This window comes from Paraburkholderia sp. GAS42, assembly GCF_050436565.1.
Classification (GTDB): domain Bacteria; phylum Pseudomonadota; class Gammaproteobacteria; order Burkholderiales; family Burkholderiaceae; genus Paraburkholderia.
Genome location: NZ_JBNDML010000015.1, coordinates 107,546 through 127,405 on the forward strand (window position 1 = coordinate 107,546; position 19,860 = coordinate 127,405).

The following is a 19,860-nucleotide window of genomic DNA, read 5'->3' on the forward strand; positions in this document are numbered from 1 at the left end:
GGACACGCCATGAAGACAGATCCCGAATCGCATCAACGCATGACGCAACGCCGTCGCGAGGGTCACGAGAAAAAGCAGGCTTCGGCCACGGTCGAAAAAGGCCTGCTGATCGTCAATACAGGCACCGGCAAGGGAAAAACCACCGCGGCTTTCGGCATGGCCGTGCGCGTGCTCGGGCACGGCATGAAGCTCGGCGTCGTGCAGTTCATCAAGGGCGCGCTGCACACGTCCGAGCGCGATTTTCTGGGCGCGCAGGCGCACTGTGAATTCATCACGATGGGCGACGGCTACACGTGGAATACGCAGGACCGCGACAAGGACATCGCGACCGCGCGCAAGGGCTGGGACGAAGCGCGCCGGATGATCGAAAGTGGCGACTATCAGATGGTGATTCTCGACGAACTGAATACGGTGCTGAAGTACGAATACCTTCCGCTCGACGAAGTGCTTGGCGTGTTGAACGCGCGTCCGCACATGGTGCACGTTGTCGTCACGGGACGTCATGCGCCCGACGCATTGATCGAAGCCGCCGACCTCGTCACCGAAATGCGGATCATCAAGCATCCGTATCGCGAGCAGGGTGTGAAGGCTCAACGCGGCGTGGAATTCTGAGCGATGTCCACGTGCCCCGCCCTGTTTATCAGTGCGCCGGCGTCGGGTCAGGGCAAGACCACGATTACGGCCGGCCTCGCACGCTATCACGCGCGGTTGGGGCGGCGTGTATGCGTCTTCAAGACCGGTCCGGATTTTCTTGACCCGATGATTCTTGCGCGCGCCAGCGGCGCGCCGGTGCAATCGCTCGACCTGTGGATGGTCGGCGAAAGCGCGTGCCGCGCACTGCTGGCCGAAGCGGCTGGAAACGCCGATGTGATCCTGATCGAAGGCGTCATGGGTCTTTACGACGGCACGCCTTCCAGCGCCGATCTGGCGACCACATTCAACGTGCCTGTCGTCGGCGTGATTTCGGCGAAGGCGATGGCGCAGACTTTTGGCGCAATCTCGTTCGGGCTCGCGAACTATCGGCCAGGCGTGCCGTTTCATGGCGTGTTCGCCAATCGCGTCGGTTCACCGCGGCATGCGCAGATGCTCGAAGAGGCATTGCCCTCCGGTCTGCGCTGGATGGGACACATCGCGAGCACGAGCGACATCGAATTGCCGGACCGGCATCTCGGTCTGCATCAGGCAGACGAAATCGCCGACCTCGACGCCCGCATCGATCGCGCGGCCGATGCGCTCTCGACGACGACGCTCGCCGAACTGCCGCCGCCGGTCGATTTTGGCGCGCCGGCACGCGAGGTGTTGCCGCGTTTGCTCGACGGCATGCAGATCGCCATTGCGCGTGATGCGGCGTTTTCGTTCATCTATCCCGCCAACGTCACGCTACTCGAAACGCTCGGTGCGAACGTCATGTTTTTTTCGCCGCTCGCCAATGAACCTGCGCCGGAAACTGCCGACGCACTCTGGCTTCCCGGCGGCTATCCGGAGCTGCATGCGCAGACGCTTTCGCGCAATACGCTAAGCGCCACATCGATTCGCGCGCACGCCGCTGCCGGCAAAACACTGATTGCCGAATGCGGCGGCATGCTGTATTTGCTGGATACGCTAACCGACACCAGCGGCGCACGCACACCGATGCTCGGCCTGCTGCCTGGCCACGCGACGATGCAGCCTCGTCTCGCTTCGCTTGGCATGCAGCAGATCAACGGCACGCACGGCGCGATGACCGGGCACACGTTCCACTACTCACATCTGGAAACCACGATGACGCCGCTAACGACAGCTGTCCGCGCGCAATCCGCTGCGCCGGGTGAAGCCGTGTTCCGGGCAGGCAATATCGTCGCGACGTACATGCACAGTTACTGGCCCTCCAACCCGGCTTTCACAGCAGCACTCTTTCATGGCGAAGCGTTTTAGCGATCCGGATCGCGCGGCCGTTTACCGCGCCATTCACGAGCGGCGTGACATGCGGCACTTTCTTGATGAGCCGGTCGATCCCGTCGTTTTGAAGCGTCTGCTGGACGCTGCACATCACGCACCCAGCGTAGGCTTCATGCAGCCATGGCGCATTGCTCGCATTACCGATGCTTCACTGCGCGTCGCGCTGCACGCCGCAGTGGAACGCGAGCGGCTCAACACCGCGGACGCACTCGGCAAGCGACGCGACGAGTTCATGAAGCTGAAGGTGGAAGGCATGCTCGAGTGTGGCGAGCTGCTTGTCATGGCGCTCATGGACGATCGCGAGAAACATATTTTCGGCCGACGCACGCTGCCGGAAATGGATCTTGCGTCTGTTGCCTGCGCGATCCAGAACATGTGGCTCGCCGCGCGCGCGGAAGGACTCGGGATGGGATGGGTCTCGCTCTTCGACGTCGACGAAGTGCGTGCGCTGCTGCGCATGCCGGCAGGTGCGCAGCCGGTCGGCATTCTGTGTTTAGGCCACGTCGATGCGTTTTACGATCAGCCGATGCTGGAAACCGAACGCTGGGCGTCGCGCATGCCGCTCGAAGAATGCGTGTTCGAGAACTGCTGGCCGGACAACGGCGAGCACGGCAACGACGACGGTAAAAGCAACTTCAACGACGGATAACGCTCACGCGATCGTCGCCGCCGCATCGCCCGACTCCACGTTGGCGGGCGGCGCACCAGTCAGCACCTTCAAACCAGCCGCCGAAAACGCCTCAGCAGGCTCTGGCGGCAACGCTGCATCGGTTACCAGCAGATCGAGTTCGTCTGGGTTGAACGCCCGCACCAGCGCGCTGTGCCCGAATTTCGCGTGATCCGCGGCCACGACGCGCTGCTCGGCCTGCGCAAACGCAGCCTGCGCGAACGCGGCATCCCACGGCAAGGAATCCATCAATCGGCCGTGGTTGTCGATCGCCGTCACCGAGACGATCGCGTAGCGAACGTGGAACTGGCGGATAAACGTCAACACGTTCTCACCGAAGGCGGATGCATCGTCCGGACGCAGTTCGCCGCCCGTCATGAACACGCGGTTTTCGTTGCGCGGCGCGAGCGTGCGCGCGATCTCGGCGGAATTCGTCACGACAGTCAGGCGCGAATGCGCACTCAAGGCCTGCGCGATATGAACGCATGTGGTGCCGCTGTCGAGAATCAGCGAATCGCCGTCCTCGATCAGATCGCCAATGCGCGCAGCAATGATCTGCTTGCCCTCACGGTTTTCCTGCATGCGGCGCTGGAACGGGGGCTCGTCGAGATGCTCGGGCAGCATGATGCCGCCGTGAACCTTGACGAGCAGCCCGTCGCTGATCAGCGGCTTGATGGTGCGACGAACGGTTTCGTCGGACACGTCGAAGAGACTGGCCAGCCCGGTAATCGTGCACGTCTGCTGCGACCGCACGATGCGCATGATTTCAGCCTGGCGTTGGGTCGGGAACATGAGCGTTGCTGTTGGGAACGAGTGACGTGGTCTGGATCCGGGCAGTCTAGCAAAGGTCTGGGAAAGCGGAAAGCCCGATTCCTCGCATTTCAACATAAATCAACAATCACAGGTGTTTCAACCTGCCCACCTTATATTTCCGCCTGAATGCGCGTGGATATGGGTCAGGCCGCCTATCTCATCTCATCGCCGTTAACCGGACATACGCTCACAACCGCAGCCCGACACGTATTTCGCCACGCCAGCTTGCATTTCCCGTCATCCTCCTGCAACATACTTCCTCGAATATCCACACATTCCCACATTCATCGACGGAACGCGACACATGGTAACCACCCTTCCCCAGCACGCACGCGTGGTGATCGTCGGCGGCGGTATCGTCGGCTGTTCCGTCGCGTACCACCTGACGAAGCTGGGCTGGACCGACGTCGTGCTGATCGAACAGGGCCAGCTGTCGTGCGGTACGACGTGGCACGCAGCCGGGCTCGTCGGCCAGTTGCGCGCGCAGGAAAGCATGACGAAACTGATCCGCTATTCGACCGCCCTCTACGCCCGGCTCGAGGCTGAAACAGGGCTTGGCACGGGCTGGAAACAGTGCGGATCGCTGTCGGTCGCGCGGACAGCCGAACGCATGACACAGTTAAAACGCACGGCCGCCGTAGCGCGCGCATACGGCGTCGACTGCGACGTGATCGGTCCGAAAGACGCTGGCGAGTTGTGGCCGGTGATGCGCACCGACGATCTGCTCGGCGCCGTCTGGCTGCCCGGCGATGGCAAGGCGAATCCGACCGATCTCACGCAGGCGCTCGCGCGCGGCGCGCGGAGCGGCGGCGCGCGCATCGTCGAGAACACGCGCGTGACCGCGATCCACACGCGGCCTGCGGCGTCCGGCGGCCGCGAAGCGTGCGGCCTCGCGTGGCGCAACAAGGACGGCGAGGAAGGCACGATCGAAGCGGAAGTCATCGTCAACTGCGCCGGCCAATGGGCGAAAGCGATCGGACGTCTATGCGGCGTGACCGTCCCGCTGCATTCGGCTGAGCATTACTACATCGTCACTGAGCGCATCGCGGGCGTGCATCCGGATCTGCCCGTGATGCGCGACCCGGACGGCTTCATCTACTTCAAGGAGGAAGTCGGCGGCCTCGTCATGGGTGGCTTCGAGCCAGACGCGAAACCGTGGGGCATGAACGGCATCCCGGAGAATTTCGAATTCCAGTTGCTGCCGGACGACTGGGATCAATTCCAGATCCTGATGGAAAACGCGTTGCAGCGCGTGCCTGCGCTCGAAACCGCGCAGGTCAGGCAGTTCTACAACGGACCGGAATCGTTCACCCCCGACAACAATTTCATACTTGGCGAAGCGCCCGAACTGAAACGCTTTTTCGTCGGCGCGGGTTTCAACTCGATGGGGATCGCGTCGGCGGGCGGCGCCGGAATGGCGCTTGCGGAGTGGATCGTCGCGGGTGAGCCGACGATGGACCTGTGGCCTGTCGATATCCGCCGTTTCGCGCGCTTTAACGGCAACGACACGTGGCTGCACGATCGCGTGAAGGAGACGCTCGGGCTGCATTATGCGATGCCCTGGCCGAATCGGGAACTCGACAGTGCGCGACCATTCCGCCGTTCGCCGCTCTATGCGCTGCTTAAGGAAGATGGTGCGTGTTTCGGCAGCAAGATGGGCTGGGAGCGCGCGAATTTCTTTGCGCCAACGCCTGCCGAAGCGCATATCGAATACGCGTTCGGGCAGCAAAACTGGCTGGCGTGGAGCGGCGCGGAACATCGCGCGTGTCGCGAAGCCGTCGCGCTTTTCGACATGACGTCGTTCTCCAAATTTCTCGTGAAAGGTCGGGATGCGGAGGCGGTGCTGCAAGGCATCGTCGCTAACGATGTCGCGGTACCGCCGGGCACGACGGTTTATACCGGCATGCTCAACGAACGCGGCACGTATGAGTCGGACTTCACGCTCACGCGGCTCACCGATGATCAATATCTGATCGTCACCGGTTCAGCGCAGACCACGCGCGATTTCGACGCGATCGAGAAGCTCATTGCAGAGGACAAACATTGCACGCTCGTCGATGTCACCGGGCAATATGCGGTGCTCGCTGTGATGGGTCCGAATTCCCGCGCGTTATTGCAGCGTGTTTCTAAAGCTGATTTTAGTCACGAGGCGTTCGCGTTTGGGCAAAGCCGGGAGGTCGATATCGGTTATGCCACCGTGCGGGCTACGCGGCTGACTTACGTCGGTGAGCTGGGTTGGGAGTTGTATGTGCCTGTCGAGTTTGCCGTCTGTGTTTATGAGACTTTGCATGCCGCTGGCCGTGAGTTTGGGCTTGTGAACGCCGGGTATTACGCGATCGATTCGCTTCGGATCGAAAAGGGTTATCGGGCCTGGGGGCGTGAGCTTACGCCGGATTCGAATCCTTTTGAGGCCGGGTTGGGGTTTGCCTGCAAGCTGGCAAGTGGTATTGATTTTCGCGGGCGCGAGGCGCTTTTGAAATTGCGGGATGAGCCTTTGCGGCGGCGGATGGTCGTGCTTACTGTTGACGGTGCTAGCGACCGGATGCTTTGGGGTGGAGAGGCTATCTTGCGCGATGGCGTTGTTGTCGGGTTTGTTTCTTCAGCTGCGTTTGGGCACAGCCTTGGGTGTCCTGTTGCTATGGGTTTTGTTTCGAATTCTGCTGGCGCGGTGGATGAGGTTTTTTTGTCCAGTGGACGGTTCTCTGTTGACCTGGCCGGGGAGGTTTTGTCTGCAACGCTGCATGTTAAGGCGCCTTATGATCCCAAGGGGTTGCGCGTTAAAGGTTAAGGTGGGGGCGTGCTTGTAGGCAAATGCGCACCGCGCAGCACTTCCGCGTCCATCTACGCCCGCCGGCCCGCCCTCGCTAATTCGCGTGGTGGCGCACCCAGCAGCCGGTTGACCCAGTGCGCCATGTGACTCTGGTGCGCAAAGCCCGCCTCCAGCGCTATCTGTGTGACGCTCAGTCGTCCCTCCAGTAGCAACGCCTTCGCCCGCTCTACCCTCCGCTGGATCACATACCGATGGACCGGCATCCCCAACGTCTCCCGAAACAACGCCTTGAAGTGCGGTGCGCTTAAGCCCGTTACGTCCGCGAGCTCCGTTAGCGTGAGTCGCTGGTCAAGATTGCTCTCGATGTATTCGATTACCCGTGTCGCCATATGCGGCGCCAGCGTGCGTCTGCGGTCGTCGCGCTCGGGAACGCCGTCGATCAGTCGCACCACCAATGCCGTGCACAGGCTTTCTGCGTACAACGCGTCAGATGTCTCGTCCGCCTCCAGTTCTGCTCGCAATGCCCACGAAAGATGTTGCAGGCGTGGATCGCGCAGCTGGAACTGCGGGCGAAACGCTGCCCGCGAAGGGCTCACGTCCAGCTGCTCCATTGTTGTGCGCGCAAACGCATCGTCAATCCAGATCCGCAATATCGTGCAGTCAGCGTCGTCCGCCCATTCGCCGTCCAGGCCCGCCGGTATCACGTCCATGTCGCCGTGCGCCTGAATCCGTGAGACGCGTCGGCCGTTGCACTGGCAGCGTGCCCTCACCGGTGTGCCAACATGCACGCCAACACGGTGATACGGCGTGCCCGGAATCCGGTGCGGCCCCGCCGCTATGCCCAGCAACTCCGCGCCGAACCCTCGCCAGCCCAGCGACGCGCTCGAACGCAGGCTGATCGTCCTGCCGGCAGGTGGCGTATGCAATGGGGGCGCAGCATTCATGGCGTTTCCTTCCAGGAGGCAATCCGTGCGCTCATTGTGATGCCATTCCGGCGGATCTGCTGATGTTCGTCACCGTGCAACACGTCGAAGAAAATCATCCGAATCTGCTCAAACCGATCCGTGCATGTGCATCCTGATTCCGCCGCGCGTCCATGATGGCTCCACAACGTCGACCAGGAGTGCCACGTGTTCGTCATCTTTGGAGCAGCAGGAAATGCAGGCCGTCTCACCGCTACCCGGCTGCGTGAAGCCGGTCTTCCCGTGCGGGCCGTTGTAAGGCGCGCGGATCAGGGCGCAGCGCTTGCCGCGCTCGGATGTGAAATCGCGCTCGCGGACCTGACGGATCTCACGTCCTTCGCGAAGGCAATCAAGGGCGCACATGCCGTGCAGATGCTGTGTCCGGTGCCGTCCGGTCACGCAGACCCCGAACAGGTCATGCGCATCACGATCGATGTCGCCGCGCAGGCCCTGCGCGCTAACCCGCCGTCGCATGTGCTCGCCATTTCCGACTACGGCGCCGAACTGGACATGAATACCGGCATCACACGTCTCTTTCACTATCTTGAGCAACAGCTCAAATCGAGTGCGCCGCGCCTCACCCTGCTTCGCTCGGCGGAACACATTCAGAACTGGTCGCGCGTGATTCCTGTCGCGCTCTCCACCGGCGTGCTGCCAAGCCTGCATCACCCGCTCAGCAAACGCTTTCCGATGGTCGCCGCGCAGGATGTCGGCGCCGAAGCCGCGACGCTGTTGCGCGAGGGCCCACCGGCTGGCGCAACACGCATCGTCAGCATCGAAGCGATGCAGCGCGTCTCGCCGCTGGATATCGCGCGCGTGCTGCAACTAGAAACAGGACGTGAGATCGTCGCGCGCGAACTGCCGCGCGAGCAATGGCTGGCCGCCCTGACGCGCGCCGGTCTGGGCGAGAACCACGCGAATCTCATCATGGATCTATATGACGCCCACAACGCAGGCCATATCGATATCGAAACACACGCAACCGAACGGCGCTTCGGTACCACTTCGCTTGCGGAAGTGTTCGCGCCGATCGTCAATACGGTCGCATCGCTCGCCCAATAAACCGGCGAAACCTTCTGGAGTCGCATCATGCATGCCTGCAACCGGTCGAACGCGTTGCTTGCCGCGGAGCCGCCGTCAGCGAAACGACCCGTGGGTAAAGCTAAACCTGCCGGCATCACAAGACGCAAGGCGATGGCATTCGCACTAAGCATCACAGGCATCACCGCCTGGCGCAGACTACGCGACCTGCTGGCACAACTTCCCGACAGCAACGACGATTTCTTTCTCCATTAATGCACCGTAAACGACAAGGCGCGCGTTACCGGCATAACCGGCAACGCGCGCCACAGCACGTGCCCAAATGAAGCGACGTTATTCGTTTTCTTCGAAGTAGTGCCCGAACTTGACCTGCTTGGTCCGGATATAGCGCTCGTTTTCCTCGCGCGTTGGAATGGCCAGCGCTACGCGCTCACACACCGGGATGCCGTGTTTCGCGAGTGTGTCGAATTTCTTCGGGTTATTGCTCATCAGCCGCACTGACGTTACCTTCAGCAGACGCAGAATCGCCGCGGCCGAATCGTATTCACGTGCGTCATCGGGCAGACCCAGATCGAGGTTGGCTTCGACGGTGTCGCGCCCCTGCTCCTGCAGCGCATACGCGCGGATCTTGTTGCTGAGGCCAATGCCGCGCCCTTCGTGGCCGCGCAGATACAGCAGCACGCCGCACCCTTCGGCGGCGATATAACGCAACGCCTGATCGAGTTGTTCGCCGCAGTCGCAACGATACGAGCCGAGCACGTCGCCCGTCAGGCATTCCGAATGCAGGCGCGTCAACACCGATTTGCCGGTCGTGACGTCGCCCATCACCAGCGCGAGATGTTCGGCTCCGTTCTCGACGACGCGAAAGACATACGACGTGAACGTGCCGTAGCGGGTGGGAAGCGTAGCGGTGGCGTCGAGCACGACGCATTCGCTATCGTCGGATGCGCAGTTCGTGGACGGTACGTGAGGCGTGGACATGGCGTTAGACAAGGATGCTGGCAAAATCCGGTGCATGGCCGGGATGAAACCCGGAGATCGATTCCGGCGTTGAAACCGGATCAAGGTTGGACTGGAGTTTACCGCTAATCGCCATCGGGCATCGATACAACCCCACAGAACCCCGTGCTTCGGCCGAAAGCGCCACACGTCATACGCAACACCAGACGACGCCTATACTGGAATAGCCTGTCCACACGACAGCGCGCCACCCACCGACGTGCTGCATTGCGATACGGAGCCGCTCCATGACAAGCGTTGCACAAGTACTCAGAACGAAGCCACACAACACCGTTTACACGGTTTCAACAGGTGATTCCGTCTACGACGCGATCAAACTGATGGCGGAAAAACAGATTGGCGCACTGGTCGTCACGGAAGGCGACAGCATCGCCGGAATCATCACCGAGCGGGATTACGCGAGAAAGATCGTGCTGATGGACCGGTCGTCGAAGGCGACGCCCGTGCGCGACATCATGAGCCGCGCGGTGCGTTTCGTGCGCCCGGAGCAGACGACCGAGGACTGTATGGCGATCATGACCGACTTCCGCATGCGCCATCTTCCTGTGATCGACAAGGAAAAACTCGTCGGCATGGTGTCGATCGGCGATCTGGTGAAGAACATCATCGAGGAGCAGCAGTTCACGATCCGGCAACTGGAGCTGTACATCACCGGAGAACGTCCAACGTAGCCTGCCTCACGCCCGGCGACGAAAAAGAGCCCAAACCGGAAGGGTTGGGCGAAGCCACCCTGTCGGGCGGCGGAGGTTCGTCGATGTAAGTTACGCCGGCTTTCGCCGGTGGGCGTCAGCACGTCCACTGGCGAAGGCCGGTCAGGCGTGCCGCAGCGGCGCGCCCTGTTCCATGGCTGTTCGGCCACAGCTACCTGGCTGATACCCGATGCCTAGTTGCCGAAATAGACATTACGTTGTTGCGGCGTCTGGGCGGCTGCTGCGCCCGACTGCGACGAGCCGTTCGTGGCTGCACCGTAACCGCTCGTGTCGGCGACCGGGGCCTGCGCGGTAGCGGTGTTTTGCGCATTGACGCGCTGTTCGGCTGCCTGGATATCGGCCGGGTATTGCGGATCGCGACGAGCCGGGTCGTAACCCGCCTGTTCGAGCTGGATCAGTTGCTGGCGAACTTCCGCGCGGGTCACGGGCTGGTTCGACTGGGCAAACGAAATAACCGGTGCAGCAAGGACAGTAGCAACAACAACGGCCTTGATCAGGGATTTCATGACTTACCTCCAGAACTTTGTTTTTTGCCTTCGCGGGACACACCATGTGTCGAGCGAACAAGTTCAGTGTAGTCACCGCCTAAACAAGGGAAAACCCCTATTTCGGATATAAACACTTGCGATATTCGCAAGAATGCCGGTTTGACTGCCAACTGTAAGCCATCGTTACCAAGAATTACCGTAATAATCGCAGGCTTCGTAAGCGAATGAAGGACATGCCCGCTTCAAACACCCTGGACCGGAATCGAGGCCGGCAACAGGAGCCGTCGCGGGCCGCTCACGTACACGCTGCCCGGCACATAAAAGCGCAGCGGTTGATGCATTTCGCGTGAAAGGCCGATCCGTTTCGTGGCCGCAACGGGCAGGCTCGCCTCGCCGTCGCCCTTGCCGATCCATAAATCCCGCCCCGTGCACAGATCGCGGCCGTCGAACGACTGGCCTATGCCGAACGCCATGGTGAGCCGTCCCGGACCGCGCGCGAGATCACGCAGCGGCACACCTTCCCGCCGGGTTTCCATGAGCGGGATGCCTTCGACGGGTTCGACTGCGCGCAGCAGGACGCCCGCGCCGATCTCTGCGGTTTCGCTGGACATATTGAGCATGTACGCTGTGCCATATGTCAGCCGCACATAGGCGTGGCCGCGTTCGAGGAACAACGAGCCGTTATACGGGCGGCGCCCGAGAAACGCGTGGCTTGTGGAATCGCCCACCGGATACGCCTCGATTTCGACGATGCGCCCGCTGATACGTCCATCCGGCACGTCGTGCACCAGGTATTTGCCCACCATGAAGCGGGCCAGTTCGACCGTGTCGAAAGGCAGTTCTTCGCGCCGAAGCGGCACGATCCGCCCGGTTTTCGGTGTGATGCGTTGCGTCAAAGCCTCATTTCCTGGTCGCGTGGCGGTCACTATGGCACCATTTGAGGTATGTTTACCTTCCGGCGCATCCGGATAAGCATTCCGACAGCCGTTTTAGCGCTTCTGTCCGCATTATCGCCAGACCCAACGCAATATCAGCAACACAGTTCCATCGCGACTCAATCCAGAAGTACTTTGGTGGTGTAGTGCAACGGTTCCGCCCGGGACCACGCAAAATTGTGACAACAGGAGAAAATGCATGAAGGCAATCCACGCAATCAAACTGGCAGGTAGCGCACTTCTCGTCGTGGCATCGATCAGCGCTTACGCTCAGGCAAGCGATGCAACCGCTCCCGATACGTCGACGACAGCTGGCGCCAAGCAACAATACAAGGCGACCAAGGCAGCAAACCGCGCGCTCCAGAAGAAGGTGCGTGCAGCGCTGTCGAAGACGAAGGGCGTGAGCGTCGCTAACATCACCGTTCGCGCACGCGACGGCGCCGTCACCCTGGAAGGCACGGTGCCGGAGCAGGCGCAAAGCGACAAGGCGACGGAAGTTGCCAAGGGCGTAGCGGGCGTGTCGTCCGTGAAGAATGCGCTGTCGATCCGTCCGGAAGGGACGTAATACAGCGGGCTGGTTGACCCCGGCCACACGCCGCCCCCTAAAGGGGCGGCGTTTTTATTTGCGCGTCCGTTCAGCCGGCTCTTTTCGCCTGCACCTTTAGATCACGCTTCTAACCTGCGAAACTGCGTTGCATTTCGCGCGCGATCACAATCTGCTGGATCTGCGTCGTGCCTTCGTAGATGCGGAACAGCCGCACATCGCGATAGAACCGCTCGATGCCATATTCGCTCATATAGCCCGCGCCGCCGAAAATCTGCACAGCCCGGTCGGCCACGCGTCCGCACATTTCTGTCGCGAACATCTTCGCGCACGACGATTCGCTCGTGACCTTCTCGCCCGCATCGCGCCGACGCGCCGCGTCGACGATCATGCAGCGCGACGCATAGATTTCCGCCTGGCTGTCGGCGAGCATCGCCTGGATGAGTTCGAATTCGACGATGGCCTTGCCAAACTGCTTGCGCTCCATTGCGTAGCGCAGCGCATCGGCGAGCATCCGTTCAGCCGCGCCCGTCGCGACAGCGGCAATATGCAGACGTCCTTTGTCGAGCACCTTCATCGCCGTCCTGAAGCCCACGCCCTCCTTTGCGCCGATGAGGTTTTCTGCCGGTACGCGGCAGTTGTCGAAGATCACGTCGCAGGTATGCGCGCCCTTCTGGCCCATCTTGCGGTCGATCTTGCCGAGCGACAGCCCCGGCGTACCCGCTTCGACGACGAACGCCGAAATCGCGCTCGCGCCCTTGCCGGCCGGGTCCGTGCGCGCCATCACGGTGAAGAGCCCGGCTTCCGGCGCGTTCGTGATAAAGCGCTTGGTGCCGTTCAGTACATAGTGGTCGCCATCGCGTACGGCGGTGGTCCGCAGCGACGCGGCATCCGAGCCTGCTTCCGGTTCGGTGAGGCAGAATGAGCCGATCAGGTCGCCCGAAGCGAGACGCGGCAAGTACTTTTCCTTTTGCGCAGGCGTTCCGTCGATCACAATGCCGGTTGAGCCGATGCCGTTGTTGCTGCCTATCGCCGACCGGAATGCAGGCGACGTCTTGCCCAGTTCCATGGCGGCAAGGACCTCCTCTTCCATCGTCAGGCCGAGGCCGCCATACTCCTCCGGTAGACAGAGACCGAAGAGACCGAGATCCTTCATTTCCTGTAGCAGCCCGGCCGGAATCTGGTCGGTCTCGGCGACGATATCCTCGTTGGGCACGAGGCGCTCCCGTACAAAGCGGCTGATGCTGTCGAGCAACATGTTCAACGTTTCCTGACTGCGGATCACAGCGTCTCCTTAAGAATGCGTCTTCATCACTTCACCATAACTGTTTTATTTTAATGGAGCCGGTGGTCAGCCTTATCGGGTATGCCGGGTGGCCCCCTGAAACACGGCCGCCGGCTTTACGGCTTGAGAGCCATTGATAACGAACAGGAAGGAACGCTCCGCATGACTACGACAACAACGCTGCTGCCTCGCTGGACGCTGTGGGTGCCGATCGCGGGCTGGGTGATCCTGGCGGCCGCCGCGCTGCTGCCGGGTAACGCCGTGCTGCTTTCGCTCGTCGGTGCGGCGCTCGCGGGCGCGGTCTTCGCGGGCGTGCACCATGCGGAGGTCGTCGCGCATCGTGTCGGCGAGCCGTTCGGCACGCTGGTGCTCGCCATCGCGGTGACGGTGATCGAAGTGGCGTTGATCGTCTCCGTGATGCTGACCGCCGGCCCGGATAAAGCCGGCCTCGCGCGAGATACGGTGTTCGCCGCGGTGATGATCGTCTGCAACGGGATCGTCGGCGTGTGTCTGCTCGCGGGCGGCATCCGCCATCGCGAGCAGGACTTCCAGATTCGCGGCGCGAGCGCGGCGCTCGCCGTGCTGGCGCCGCTGTCGGTGCTCACGCTGGTGATACCGAATTTCACCAGCGCCGCCGGCCCGGTGCTCACGCCGTCGCAACTGGCGTTTGCGGGCGTATCGTCGCTCGTGCTGTACGGCGTGTTCGTGTTTGTGCAGACCGTGCGGCATCGCGACTACTTCCTCGTCGATGTCTCCGATGAAAACGTCCACGCCGAACCGCCCAGCGCACGCGTGGCGATGCTGAGCGCCGGCTTGCTGGTAGTGTGTCTGGTCGCTGTCGTGCTGCTGGCGAAACTGCTGTCGCCGGTCGTCGAATCGACGGTGGCCGATGCAGGATTGCCGAAGGCCGTCGTCGGCATCGTGATTGCCGCGCTCGTGCTGTTGCCGGAGGCGCTTGCGGCTTTGCGCGCGGCGCGCGCCGACCGTTTGCAGACCAGCCTGAATCTCGCGCTCGGATCAGCGCTTGCCAGTATCGGACTGACCATTCCGACCGTCGCGGTGGTGTTTCTCTACATCGACCAGCCGTTGCAACTCGGGATCGACGGCAAGGAAATGGTGCTGCTGTTTCTGACGCTCATCGTCGGGACGCTGACGCTCGGCACCGGCCGCACCACGATCCTGCAAGGCGCGGTGCATCTGTCGCTGTTCGCGGCGTGGCTGTTTCTGTCGATTGCGCCCTGAACATCCGGGCCTCACGCACCAAGCCCGCGCGCAACCGGTCAGGCGACGGCTTCGGTCCAGTGTTCCGCGATCCATTCGCGGAACAGATTGAGCTTCTGCTGATGCGCAACGCTGTCCGGATAGACGAAGTAATAGCGTGCGCCCGTCGTCAGCACTGTATCGAACGGACGCACGAGTCGCTTCGCTGCGACATCTTCGTCGATCAGCGCGAGGTCGCTCATCGCGACGCCGAATCCCTGTAGCGCGGCGTTAGTTGCGAGATCAAGCGTATCGAAGCTGGGGCCGTGACTCGCATCGATGTCGCGGGCCTCGACGTGATCGAGCCACATCTTCCAGTCGCGATGGTCGCGCGTCGGGTGCAACAACGTGTGGCGAGCGAGATCGGCGACGCTGCCAAGCGGTTTGTCGTCCAGCAGTTCGGGCGCGCAGACGGGCGTCAGGCGCTCCTCGAACAGCGCCACCGACTGCACATCCGCACCCGGCGACGAACCGTAGATGATCGCCGCATCGAACGGCTCCATCTGGAAATCGACGTCGTGCTGCCACGTGGTCGTGACCTGCACGTGCAGGTCGGGATATTCCGCCTGGAACTGCATGATCTTCGGCAGCATCCAGCGCATCACACAGGTCGGCACCTTCAGCGCGAGGTCGGTACGCTGACGCGTGAGACGCAGCGAGATTTCCTCGATCCGCGCGAAGCTTTCCTTGACGGCCGGCAGCAATGATTCGCCTTCCGCGGTCAGCGTGAGTCCCTTTGCGTGCCGCTTGAAGAGCGGAAAGCCGTAATAGTCTTCGAGCGCAAGAATCTGCCGGCTGACCGCGCCCTGCGTCAGGCAAAGATGATCCGCGGCGCGCGTGAAGCTGCGATGCCGCGCGACGGTTTCGAAGATCTGGAGGGCGTTAAGAGGCGGAAGTCGTCGCATGATGGGAGCGGCCAGCTATCAGGAAAATGCATTGCGGCAATCAGGTCCGCCGGATGCGCGGTCAATCGTGCCATGCCCGCAGGATACGCCATTCAAAATGCTGACACGACTGGCAATTGCCCTCGCACGCATGCGTTCAACTCATGACCATGCGCGTCCGCGGCAGATAGCGTGCCGCAAACACCGCGGGCACTGACACATAAAGCCGACGAACCACGCCCCACGCGCACCGCTTTGGTGCTTTTAGTACGTTTTCGCACCATAGCTGACCTTTGCTCATGCCTCGGCGTCCGCGCCGCCTGCGTGTTCATGCTGGACGTAAACCCGCACACGGCGATGCGCCAAGCGTTTGCGCGATCGGTGCGCTGCGCCGCCCGGCCTGCCCGGTCGCCTGCCGCATGAGCTTACGTCATGGCTTCCATGCAGAGATTTCGTTTGTTACGTGATTTTGGCAAACCTAGAGTGCATCAACGCGCCACACCATCGGCTGCGCCGGATTGCAACTTTCACAACGGGAGAGACGGCCATGCAGGACAACAAAAGACGACAGGTAATCAAGACGATCGGTGCGGCGCTGGCGGCGTCCACGCTACCGATGCCCTTCATCAACGTGAATGCGCAGGAGAAAAAATTCGCAGGTAAGACGCTGCGGCTCCTGACCTGGTCCGACGACACGGGCGCGGCCGCGATGCGCAACATCGCCGCGACGTTCACCGAGAAGACCGGCGCCAAAGTGATCGCCGACCGCGCCGACGGCACCTCCGGCATGGTCGCGAAGACGAAGGCCGCGGGCGACCGTCCGACCTATGACGTGATCACGCTGGCAGGCGTCGGCGCGGCCGGTCTCGGCGACGCAGGTCTGCTGGTCAAGCCCGATCTCAACAAGCTGCCCAATCTCAAGGACGTGCCCGAGCAGTACCGCACCGGCGCGAACGGCTTCGGCGTCGGTTACCTGCTGTGGTCCGATGGCCTGATCTACAACACGGCGACAGTCAAGACGCCGCCGTCGTCGTATGAAGCGTTGTGGGACCCGAAGTACGCCGGCCGCCTCTTTCTGCCGCCGCCGGAATGGGCCGAAGCGGTCGACCTCGCGATCATCGCGGCAAAACTCGCGGGCGGCTCGCAGCAGAACATCGAGCCGGGCTTCAAGAAGCTCGCGCTGCTGAAAGACCACGTGATGACGCTCGGTGAAAATCCGAATCAGGTGGCCGATCTGTTCCGCACGGGTTCGCTCGATATCGGCGGGATCTATTCGCCGGCATTTTTCCCGGCGCAGATCCGCAAGCCTGAGTACAAGATGGGCGTCACGTACGGCATGAAGGAAGGTTTCGCGACGCAGCTGATGTTCACGGTGATTCCGAAAGCGCATCCCGGTGACATCGATCTGATCCACGCGTTCATCAACCATTCGCTCGACGCCGGTGTGCAAGGCCGGATGGCCGCCGACGTGCTGAACGGCCCGGTGAATTCGAAAGCGCAGATTCCGGCGGAAAGCCGCGCATTCGTGCCAACCCCGCAGCAGATCGCCGAAAAAGCGATCCTGCATGACGACAAGGCGCTCGCGGTTGTACAACCGGCGTGGATCAAGCGCTACACCGAAATCTTCGCAGCATGACCACGATGCCCGCGCTCTCCTCGCAGCGCGCCGGTTCCGGCGCACCCGATGAACCGGCGGCCGGCGCGTCGGGCGGTCTGCTCGCGCGGGCACGTCCGTGGATTCTGCTCGCGCCGATCCTCGCGTTTCTCGCGGTGCTCGCAGCCGCAGCGCTCGTCGTGCTGCGAATGAGCTTCGGCACATCCGGCAACGAGTGGCACAGCTTCACGCTGCAGAACTACGCCGACCTTGCGGACAATTATTTCCTGAAGTCGCTGTGGCTGACGTTGCGGCTCGCGTTCCAGAGCATGGTCTGCGCGGTGCTGCTGGCCATTCCGGTCGCGCTGGCGATGGCGCGGACTGAATCCCGGCTCGCGCGTCGTCTGTTGCTGGCGGGCGTGCTGTTGCCGCTGCTCGTGAACCTGCTGCTTCAAGGTTATGGCTGGCTCGTGATTCTTGGGCCGGCAGGTCTGCTTAACCATGCCTTGATCACAGGCGGCTTCATCGATCGTCCTGTGCAGTGGCTTTATCGTGAGCATGGCGTGTTGCTCGGATTGATCCAGACCGCGTTTCCGCTGGCAGTGCTGCCGCTCTCGAGCGCGATGCGCGCCGTGTCCCGCTCGTATGAAGAAGCCGCTGCCACACTCGGCGCGACGCGCATGCAGACGCTGCGTCACGTGATGCTGCCGCTCGCGATGCCCGGTCTCGTATCAGGTGCGTTGCTGGTATTCGCCTACAACGCGAGCGCGTTCGCGGTGCCGCTGCTGCTCGGCGGGCGCCGCGTGCCGATGCTGGCCGTGCTCGTCCACGATCAGGTCGCGCCGCTGCTGAACTGGCCGGCGGCTTCCGCATCGGGCATCGTGCTGATGGTCGCGACACTCGCCGTGATGACTATCTCCCAGCGGCTCGTGCGCCGCACGCAGCGTCTCGAAGAGGAGCCGAAAGCATGAGCACCGTCGCCACTTCGCGCACGTTCCGTCTGCCCACCACCATGCCTGGCCGTCTCGGCAAGGTATCGAGTCTGCTGGCCGCGATCGTGCTGTTTCTCGCCGCGCTGCCGATCCTGACGATGATCACGATGTCGTTCAGCGCATCGGACACGCTCGATTTTCCGCCGCACGAATACAGCCTGCAGTGGTATCGCGCGGCATGGCACACGTTTGTTTCGCCCGATGCAAGCGACGTGCTCTCGATGGGCAGCGCACTGACCACAAGCCTGATCGTTGCAATTTCAACGATGATCATCGCGACGCTGGTTTCCGTGCCCGCCGCGTATGCGCTTTCACGTTTTCGTTTTCGCGGCAAACCCGCCGTTGAACAGCTGGTCGCGCTGCCGCTCGTCTATCCGCTCGTGATGCTGGGGCTCTCGCTGCTGCTGGTGTTCAACGTGCTGCCAGTCGAGCTCGGCGTGTTCAGGCTGATCATCGCGCACGTGATTCTCGCACTGCCGTTCACGGTGAAGAACTGCGCGGCATCGGTGGCGACGATCGGCCCGGAGTTCGAAGAAGCCGCCTGCGTGATGGGCGCAAGCCCGCGCCGCGCGCTGATCGACGTCGTGTTGCCGCTGATGAAGCCGGGCATTCTGGCCGGCATGCTGTTCGCGTTCATCATCTCGTTCAACGAATTCACGGTCACGTTCTTCCTCTACGGCATCAACACGATGACGCTGCCGGTGTGGCTGTATAGCCGCACGGTGTCGTCGCTCGATCCGACTGTGTTCTCGTTCGCGGTGTTCATCGTCGCGATCGATTTCGCCTTGATCTGGGTGCTGGAAAAACTGATCGGCGACGAAGGCGTTGCGCTTTAACGCGCCGCTGCGCCAACCTGAAGGAATCATCATGACGCATCTGACCTTGCAATCCGTGACGAAGCGCTTCAACGGCGCAACCGCCGTCGATAACGTCGATCTCAGTGTGCCCGATGGCAAGCTGGTCTGCTTTCTCGGCCCGTCGGGTTGCGGCAAGACCACGCTGCTGCGGATCATCGCCGGGCTCGAAACACCGACGTCGGGCAGCGTGATGTTCGCCGGCAAGGACGTGACGCACGTGCCCGCGAACCGGCGCGACTTCGGCATGGTGTTTCAGTCGCTGGCACTGTTTCCGCACATGAGCGTTGCGGAGAACATCGCGTATCCCCTGCGGCTGCGCAAGATGGACAAAGCCGCGCAATCGCGACGGATTGCCGAACTGCTGGAACTGATCCAGTTGCCGCATATGGCGAACCGCCCCGTCACGCAGCTTTCCGGTGGTCAACGTCAGCGTGTGGCGATCGCACGTGCGATTGCTTCGTCGCCGAAACTGCTGCTGCTCGACGAGCCGCTTTCGGCGCTCGACGCCAAGCTGCGCGAAGCGATGCAGGTTGAAATCCGTCTGCTGCAGCAACGCCTTGGCATCACGACAATCATGGTCACGCACGACCAGCGCGAAGCCATGACGATGGCCGACGAAATCGTCGTGATGGAAAAAGGCCGCATTGCGCAGGTCGGCAAGCCGCTCGATATCTACCGTGATCCGGTCAGCGAATTTGTCGCCGACTTCATTGGCCTTGGCAACATCCTTCCGGTTACGCATGACGGACTCGGCGGCGTCAACCTGCCGGGCGGTCAACAGATCATCGTTGCCAACCCTGGACGCGTTGCTTCCGCGGCAACCGACGAAATCCGCCTGCTTATCCGGCCGGAAGACGTCTGCGTCAAACCTGCTTCGACGGAAAGCAGCGGCAATCATCTTGCCGGCACGGTAACCTTCATCCGCGACGTCGGCGCCACACTCGAAGCAACCATCGACTGCGCCGGCTTCACGCTCACCGCCGCGACCACGCCGCGCGAAACGCCAGGACTCCGGACGGGCATGCCCGTCCTCGCCGAACTGCCCGCACACGCATGCAAACTGATCGCAGCGCGCGCCGCACATTGAGTTTTCCAAAACC

20 protein-coding genes are annotated in these 19,860 nt (G+C 62.0%); 13 read left to right on the forward strand and 7 right to left on the reverse strand.

What is annotated here, in order from left to right; translation table 11 throughout:
* Window positions 1-9: 9 nt before the first annotated feature.
* From cobO to bluB, 3 genes are read left to right on the forward strand one after another with little or no spacing between them, the layout of a single operon-like run.
* Entirely contained in the window at window positions 10-612 is a 603-nt protein-coding gene (gene cobO / locus P3T16_RS22030) for a cob(I)yrinic acid a,c-diamide adenosyltransferase (protein ID WP_429343850.1), read from the forward strand.
* 3 nt (window positions 613-615) lie between these two features.
* On the forward strand, window positions 616-1,914 hold the full coding sequence (locus tag P3T16_RS22035) for a cobyrinate a,c-diamide synthase (protein WP_429343851.1): 1,299 nt from the start codon (window positions 616-618) through the stop codon (window positions 1,912-1,914).
* Complete coding sequence (gene bluB, locus P3T16_RS22040) at window positions 1,898-2,587, forward strand: 5,6-dimethylbenzimidazole synthase (RefSeq protein ID WP_429343852.1); 690 nt, start codon at window positions 1,898-1,900, stop codon at window positions 2,585-2,587. Before P3T16_RS22035 ends, bluB begins: the two co-directional genes overlap by 17 nt.
* A gap of 3 nt (window positions 2,588-2,590) precedes the next feature.
* Here bluB and P3T16_RS22045 read toward each other — a convergent pair whose 3' ends face one another.
* On the reverse strand, window positions 2,591-3,397 hold the full coding sequence (locus P3T16_RS22045) for a DeoR/GlpR family DNA-binding transcription regulator (protein WP_429343853.1): 807 nt from the start codon (window positions 3,395-3,397) through the stop codon (window positions 2,591-2,593).
* Window positions 3,398-3,722: 325 nt separating this feature from the next.
* Here P3T16_RS22045 and P3T16_RS22050 point away from each other — a divergent pair, with 325 nt between their 5' ends.
* Window positions 3,723-6,206 (forward strand): GcvT family protein, encoded by a 2,484-nt coding sequence (locus tag P3T16_RS22050; RefSeq protein WP_429343854.1) that lies wholly within the window; start codon window positions 3,723-3,725, stop codon window positions 6,204-6,206.
* A gap of 53 nt (window positions 6,207-6,259) precedes the next feature.
* On the opposite strand, the gene P3T16_RS22055 is transcribed toward P3T16_RS22050, so the two are convergent.
* The gene (locus tag P3T16_RS22055) at window positions 6,260-7,132 is read right to left on the reverse strand and encodes a helix-turn-helix domain-containing protein (protein ID WP_429343855.1); all 873 of its coding nucleotides are present in this window, start codon (window positions 7,130-7,132) and stop codon (window positions 6,260-6,262) included.
* 186 nt (window positions 7,133-7,318) lie between these two features.
* Between P3T16_RS22055 and P3T16_RS22060 the strand changes: the two genes are divergently transcribed.
* A complete protein-coding gene (locus P3T16_RS22060) occupies window positions 7,319-8,212 on the forward strand; it encodes an NAD(P)H-binding protein (protein WP_429343856.1) in 894 nt (297 codons plus the stop codon).
* 27 nt (window positions 8,213-8,239) lie between these two features.
* Window positions 8,240-8,446 (forward strand): hypothetical protein, encoded by a 207-nt coding sequence (locus P3T16_RS22065; RefSeq protein WP_429343857.1) that lies wholly within the window; start codon window positions 8,240-8,242, stop codon window positions 8,444-8,446.
* 78 nt (window positions 8,447-8,524) lie between these two features.
* On the opposite strand, the gene ribA is transcribed toward P3T16_RS22065, so the two are convergent.
* Window positions 8,525-9,172, reverse strand: coding sequence for a GTP cyclohydrolase II (gene ribA / locus P3T16_RS22070; protein WP_429257403.1), 648 nt, complete (start codon window positions 9,170-9,172; stop codon window positions 8,525-8,527).
* Window positions 9,173-9,438: 266 nt separating this feature from the next.
* Here ribA and P3T16_RS22075 point away from each other — a divergent pair, with 266 nt between their 5' ends.
* Window positions 9,439-9,882 (forward strand): CBS domain-containing protein, encoded by a 444-nt coding sequence (locus tag P3T16_RS22075; RefSeq protein ID WP_429257402.1) that lies wholly within the window; start codon window positions 9,439-9,441, stop codon window positions 9,880-9,882.
* A gap of 212 nt (window positions 9,883-10,094) precedes the next feature.
* Here P3T16_RS22075 and P3T16_RS22080 read toward each other — a convergent pair whose 3' ends face one another.
* Complete coding sequence (locus P3T16_RS22080; RefSeq protein WP_429343858.1) at window positions 10,095-10,427, reverse strand: DUF4148 domain-containing protein; 333 nt, start codon at window positions 10,425-10,427, stop codon at window positions 10,095-10,097.
* Window positions 10,428-10,651: 224 nt separating this feature from the next.
* On the reverse strand, window positions 10,652-11,305 hold the full coding sequence (locus tag P3T16_RS22085; RefSeq protein WP_429257400.1) for a DNA-3-methyladenine glycosylase: 654 nt from the start codon (window positions 11,303-11,305) through the stop codon (window positions 10,652-10,654).
* Between the two features lie 238 nt (window positions 11,306-11,543).
* On the opposite strand from P3T16_RS22085, the gene P3T16_RS22090 reads away from it, so the two are divergent.
* On the forward strand, window positions 11,544-11,909 hold the full coding sequence (locus tag P3T16_RS22090; RefSeq protein WP_429257399.1) for a BON domain-containing protein: 366 nt from the start codon (window positions 11,544-11,546) through the stop codon (window positions 11,907-11,909).
* A 109-nt stretch (window positions 11,910-12,018) separates the two neighbouring features.
* On the opposite strand, the gene P3T16_RS22095 is transcribed toward P3T16_RS22090, so the two are convergent.
* A complete protein-coding gene (locus tag P3T16_RS22095; RefSeq protein WP_429343859.1) occupies window positions 12,019-13,173 on the reverse strand; it encodes an acyl-CoA dehydrogenase family protein in 1,155 nt (384 codons plus the stop codon).
* A gap of 162 nt (window positions 13,174-13,335) precedes the next feature.
* On the opposite strand from P3T16_RS22095, the gene P3T16_RS22100 reads away from it, so the two are divergent.
* Window positions 13,336-14,415, forward strand: a complete 1,080-nt coding sequence (locus tag P3T16_RS22100) for a calcium:proton antiporter (protein ID WP_429343860.1) — start codon at window positions 13,336-13,338, stop codon at window positions 14,413-14,415.
* Window positions 14,416-14,453: 38 nt separating this feature from the next.
* Here P3T16_RS22100 and P3T16_RS22105 read toward each other — a convergent pair whose 3' ends face one another.
* Window positions 14,454-15,338 carry a LysR substrate-binding domain-containing protein gene (locus P3T16_RS22105; protein WP_429257396.1) on the reverse strand — a complete coding sequence of 295 codons (885 nt, stop codon included), beginning with the start codon at window positions 15,336-15,338 and terminating at the stop codon, window positions 14,454-14,456.
* A gap of 526 nt (window positions 15,339-15,864) precedes the next feature.
* Between P3T16_RS22105 and P3T16_RS22110 the strand changes: the two genes are divergently transcribed.
* Genes P3T16_RS22110 through P3T16_RS22125 form a run of 4 tightly spaced genes read left to right on the forward strand, consistent with a single transcriptional unit; the run spans window position 15,865 to window position 19,847 of the window.
* A complete protein-coding gene (locus P3T16_RS22110) occupies window positions 15,865-16,953 on the forward strand; it encodes an ABC transporter substrate-binding protein (RefSeq protein ID WP_429257395.1) in 1,089 nt (362 codons plus the stop codon).
* Window positions 16,950-17,882 (forward strand): ABC transporter permease, encoded by a 933-nt coding sequence (locus P3T16_RS22115; protein ID WP_429257394.1) that lies wholly within the window; start codon window positions 16,950-16,952, stop codon window positions 17,880-17,882. Before P3T16_RS22110 ends, P3T16_RS22115 begins: the two co-directional genes overlap by 4 nt.
* Window positions 17,879-18,739 (forward strand): ABC transporter permease, encoded by an 861-nt coding sequence (locus P3T16_RS22120; protein WP_429343861.1) that lies wholly within the window; start codon window positions 17,879-17,881, stop codon window positions 18,737-18,739. Before P3T16_RS22115 ends, P3T16_RS22120 begins: the two co-directional genes overlap by 4 nt.
* 31 nt (window positions 18,740-18,770) lie before the next feature.
* A complete protein-coding gene (locus tag P3T16_RS22125) occupies window positions 18,771-19,847 on the forward strand; it encodes an ABC transporter ATP-binding protein (RefSeq protein WP_429257392.1) in 1,077 nt (358 codons plus the stop codon).
* Window positions 19,848-19,860 lie beyond the last annotated feature (13 nt).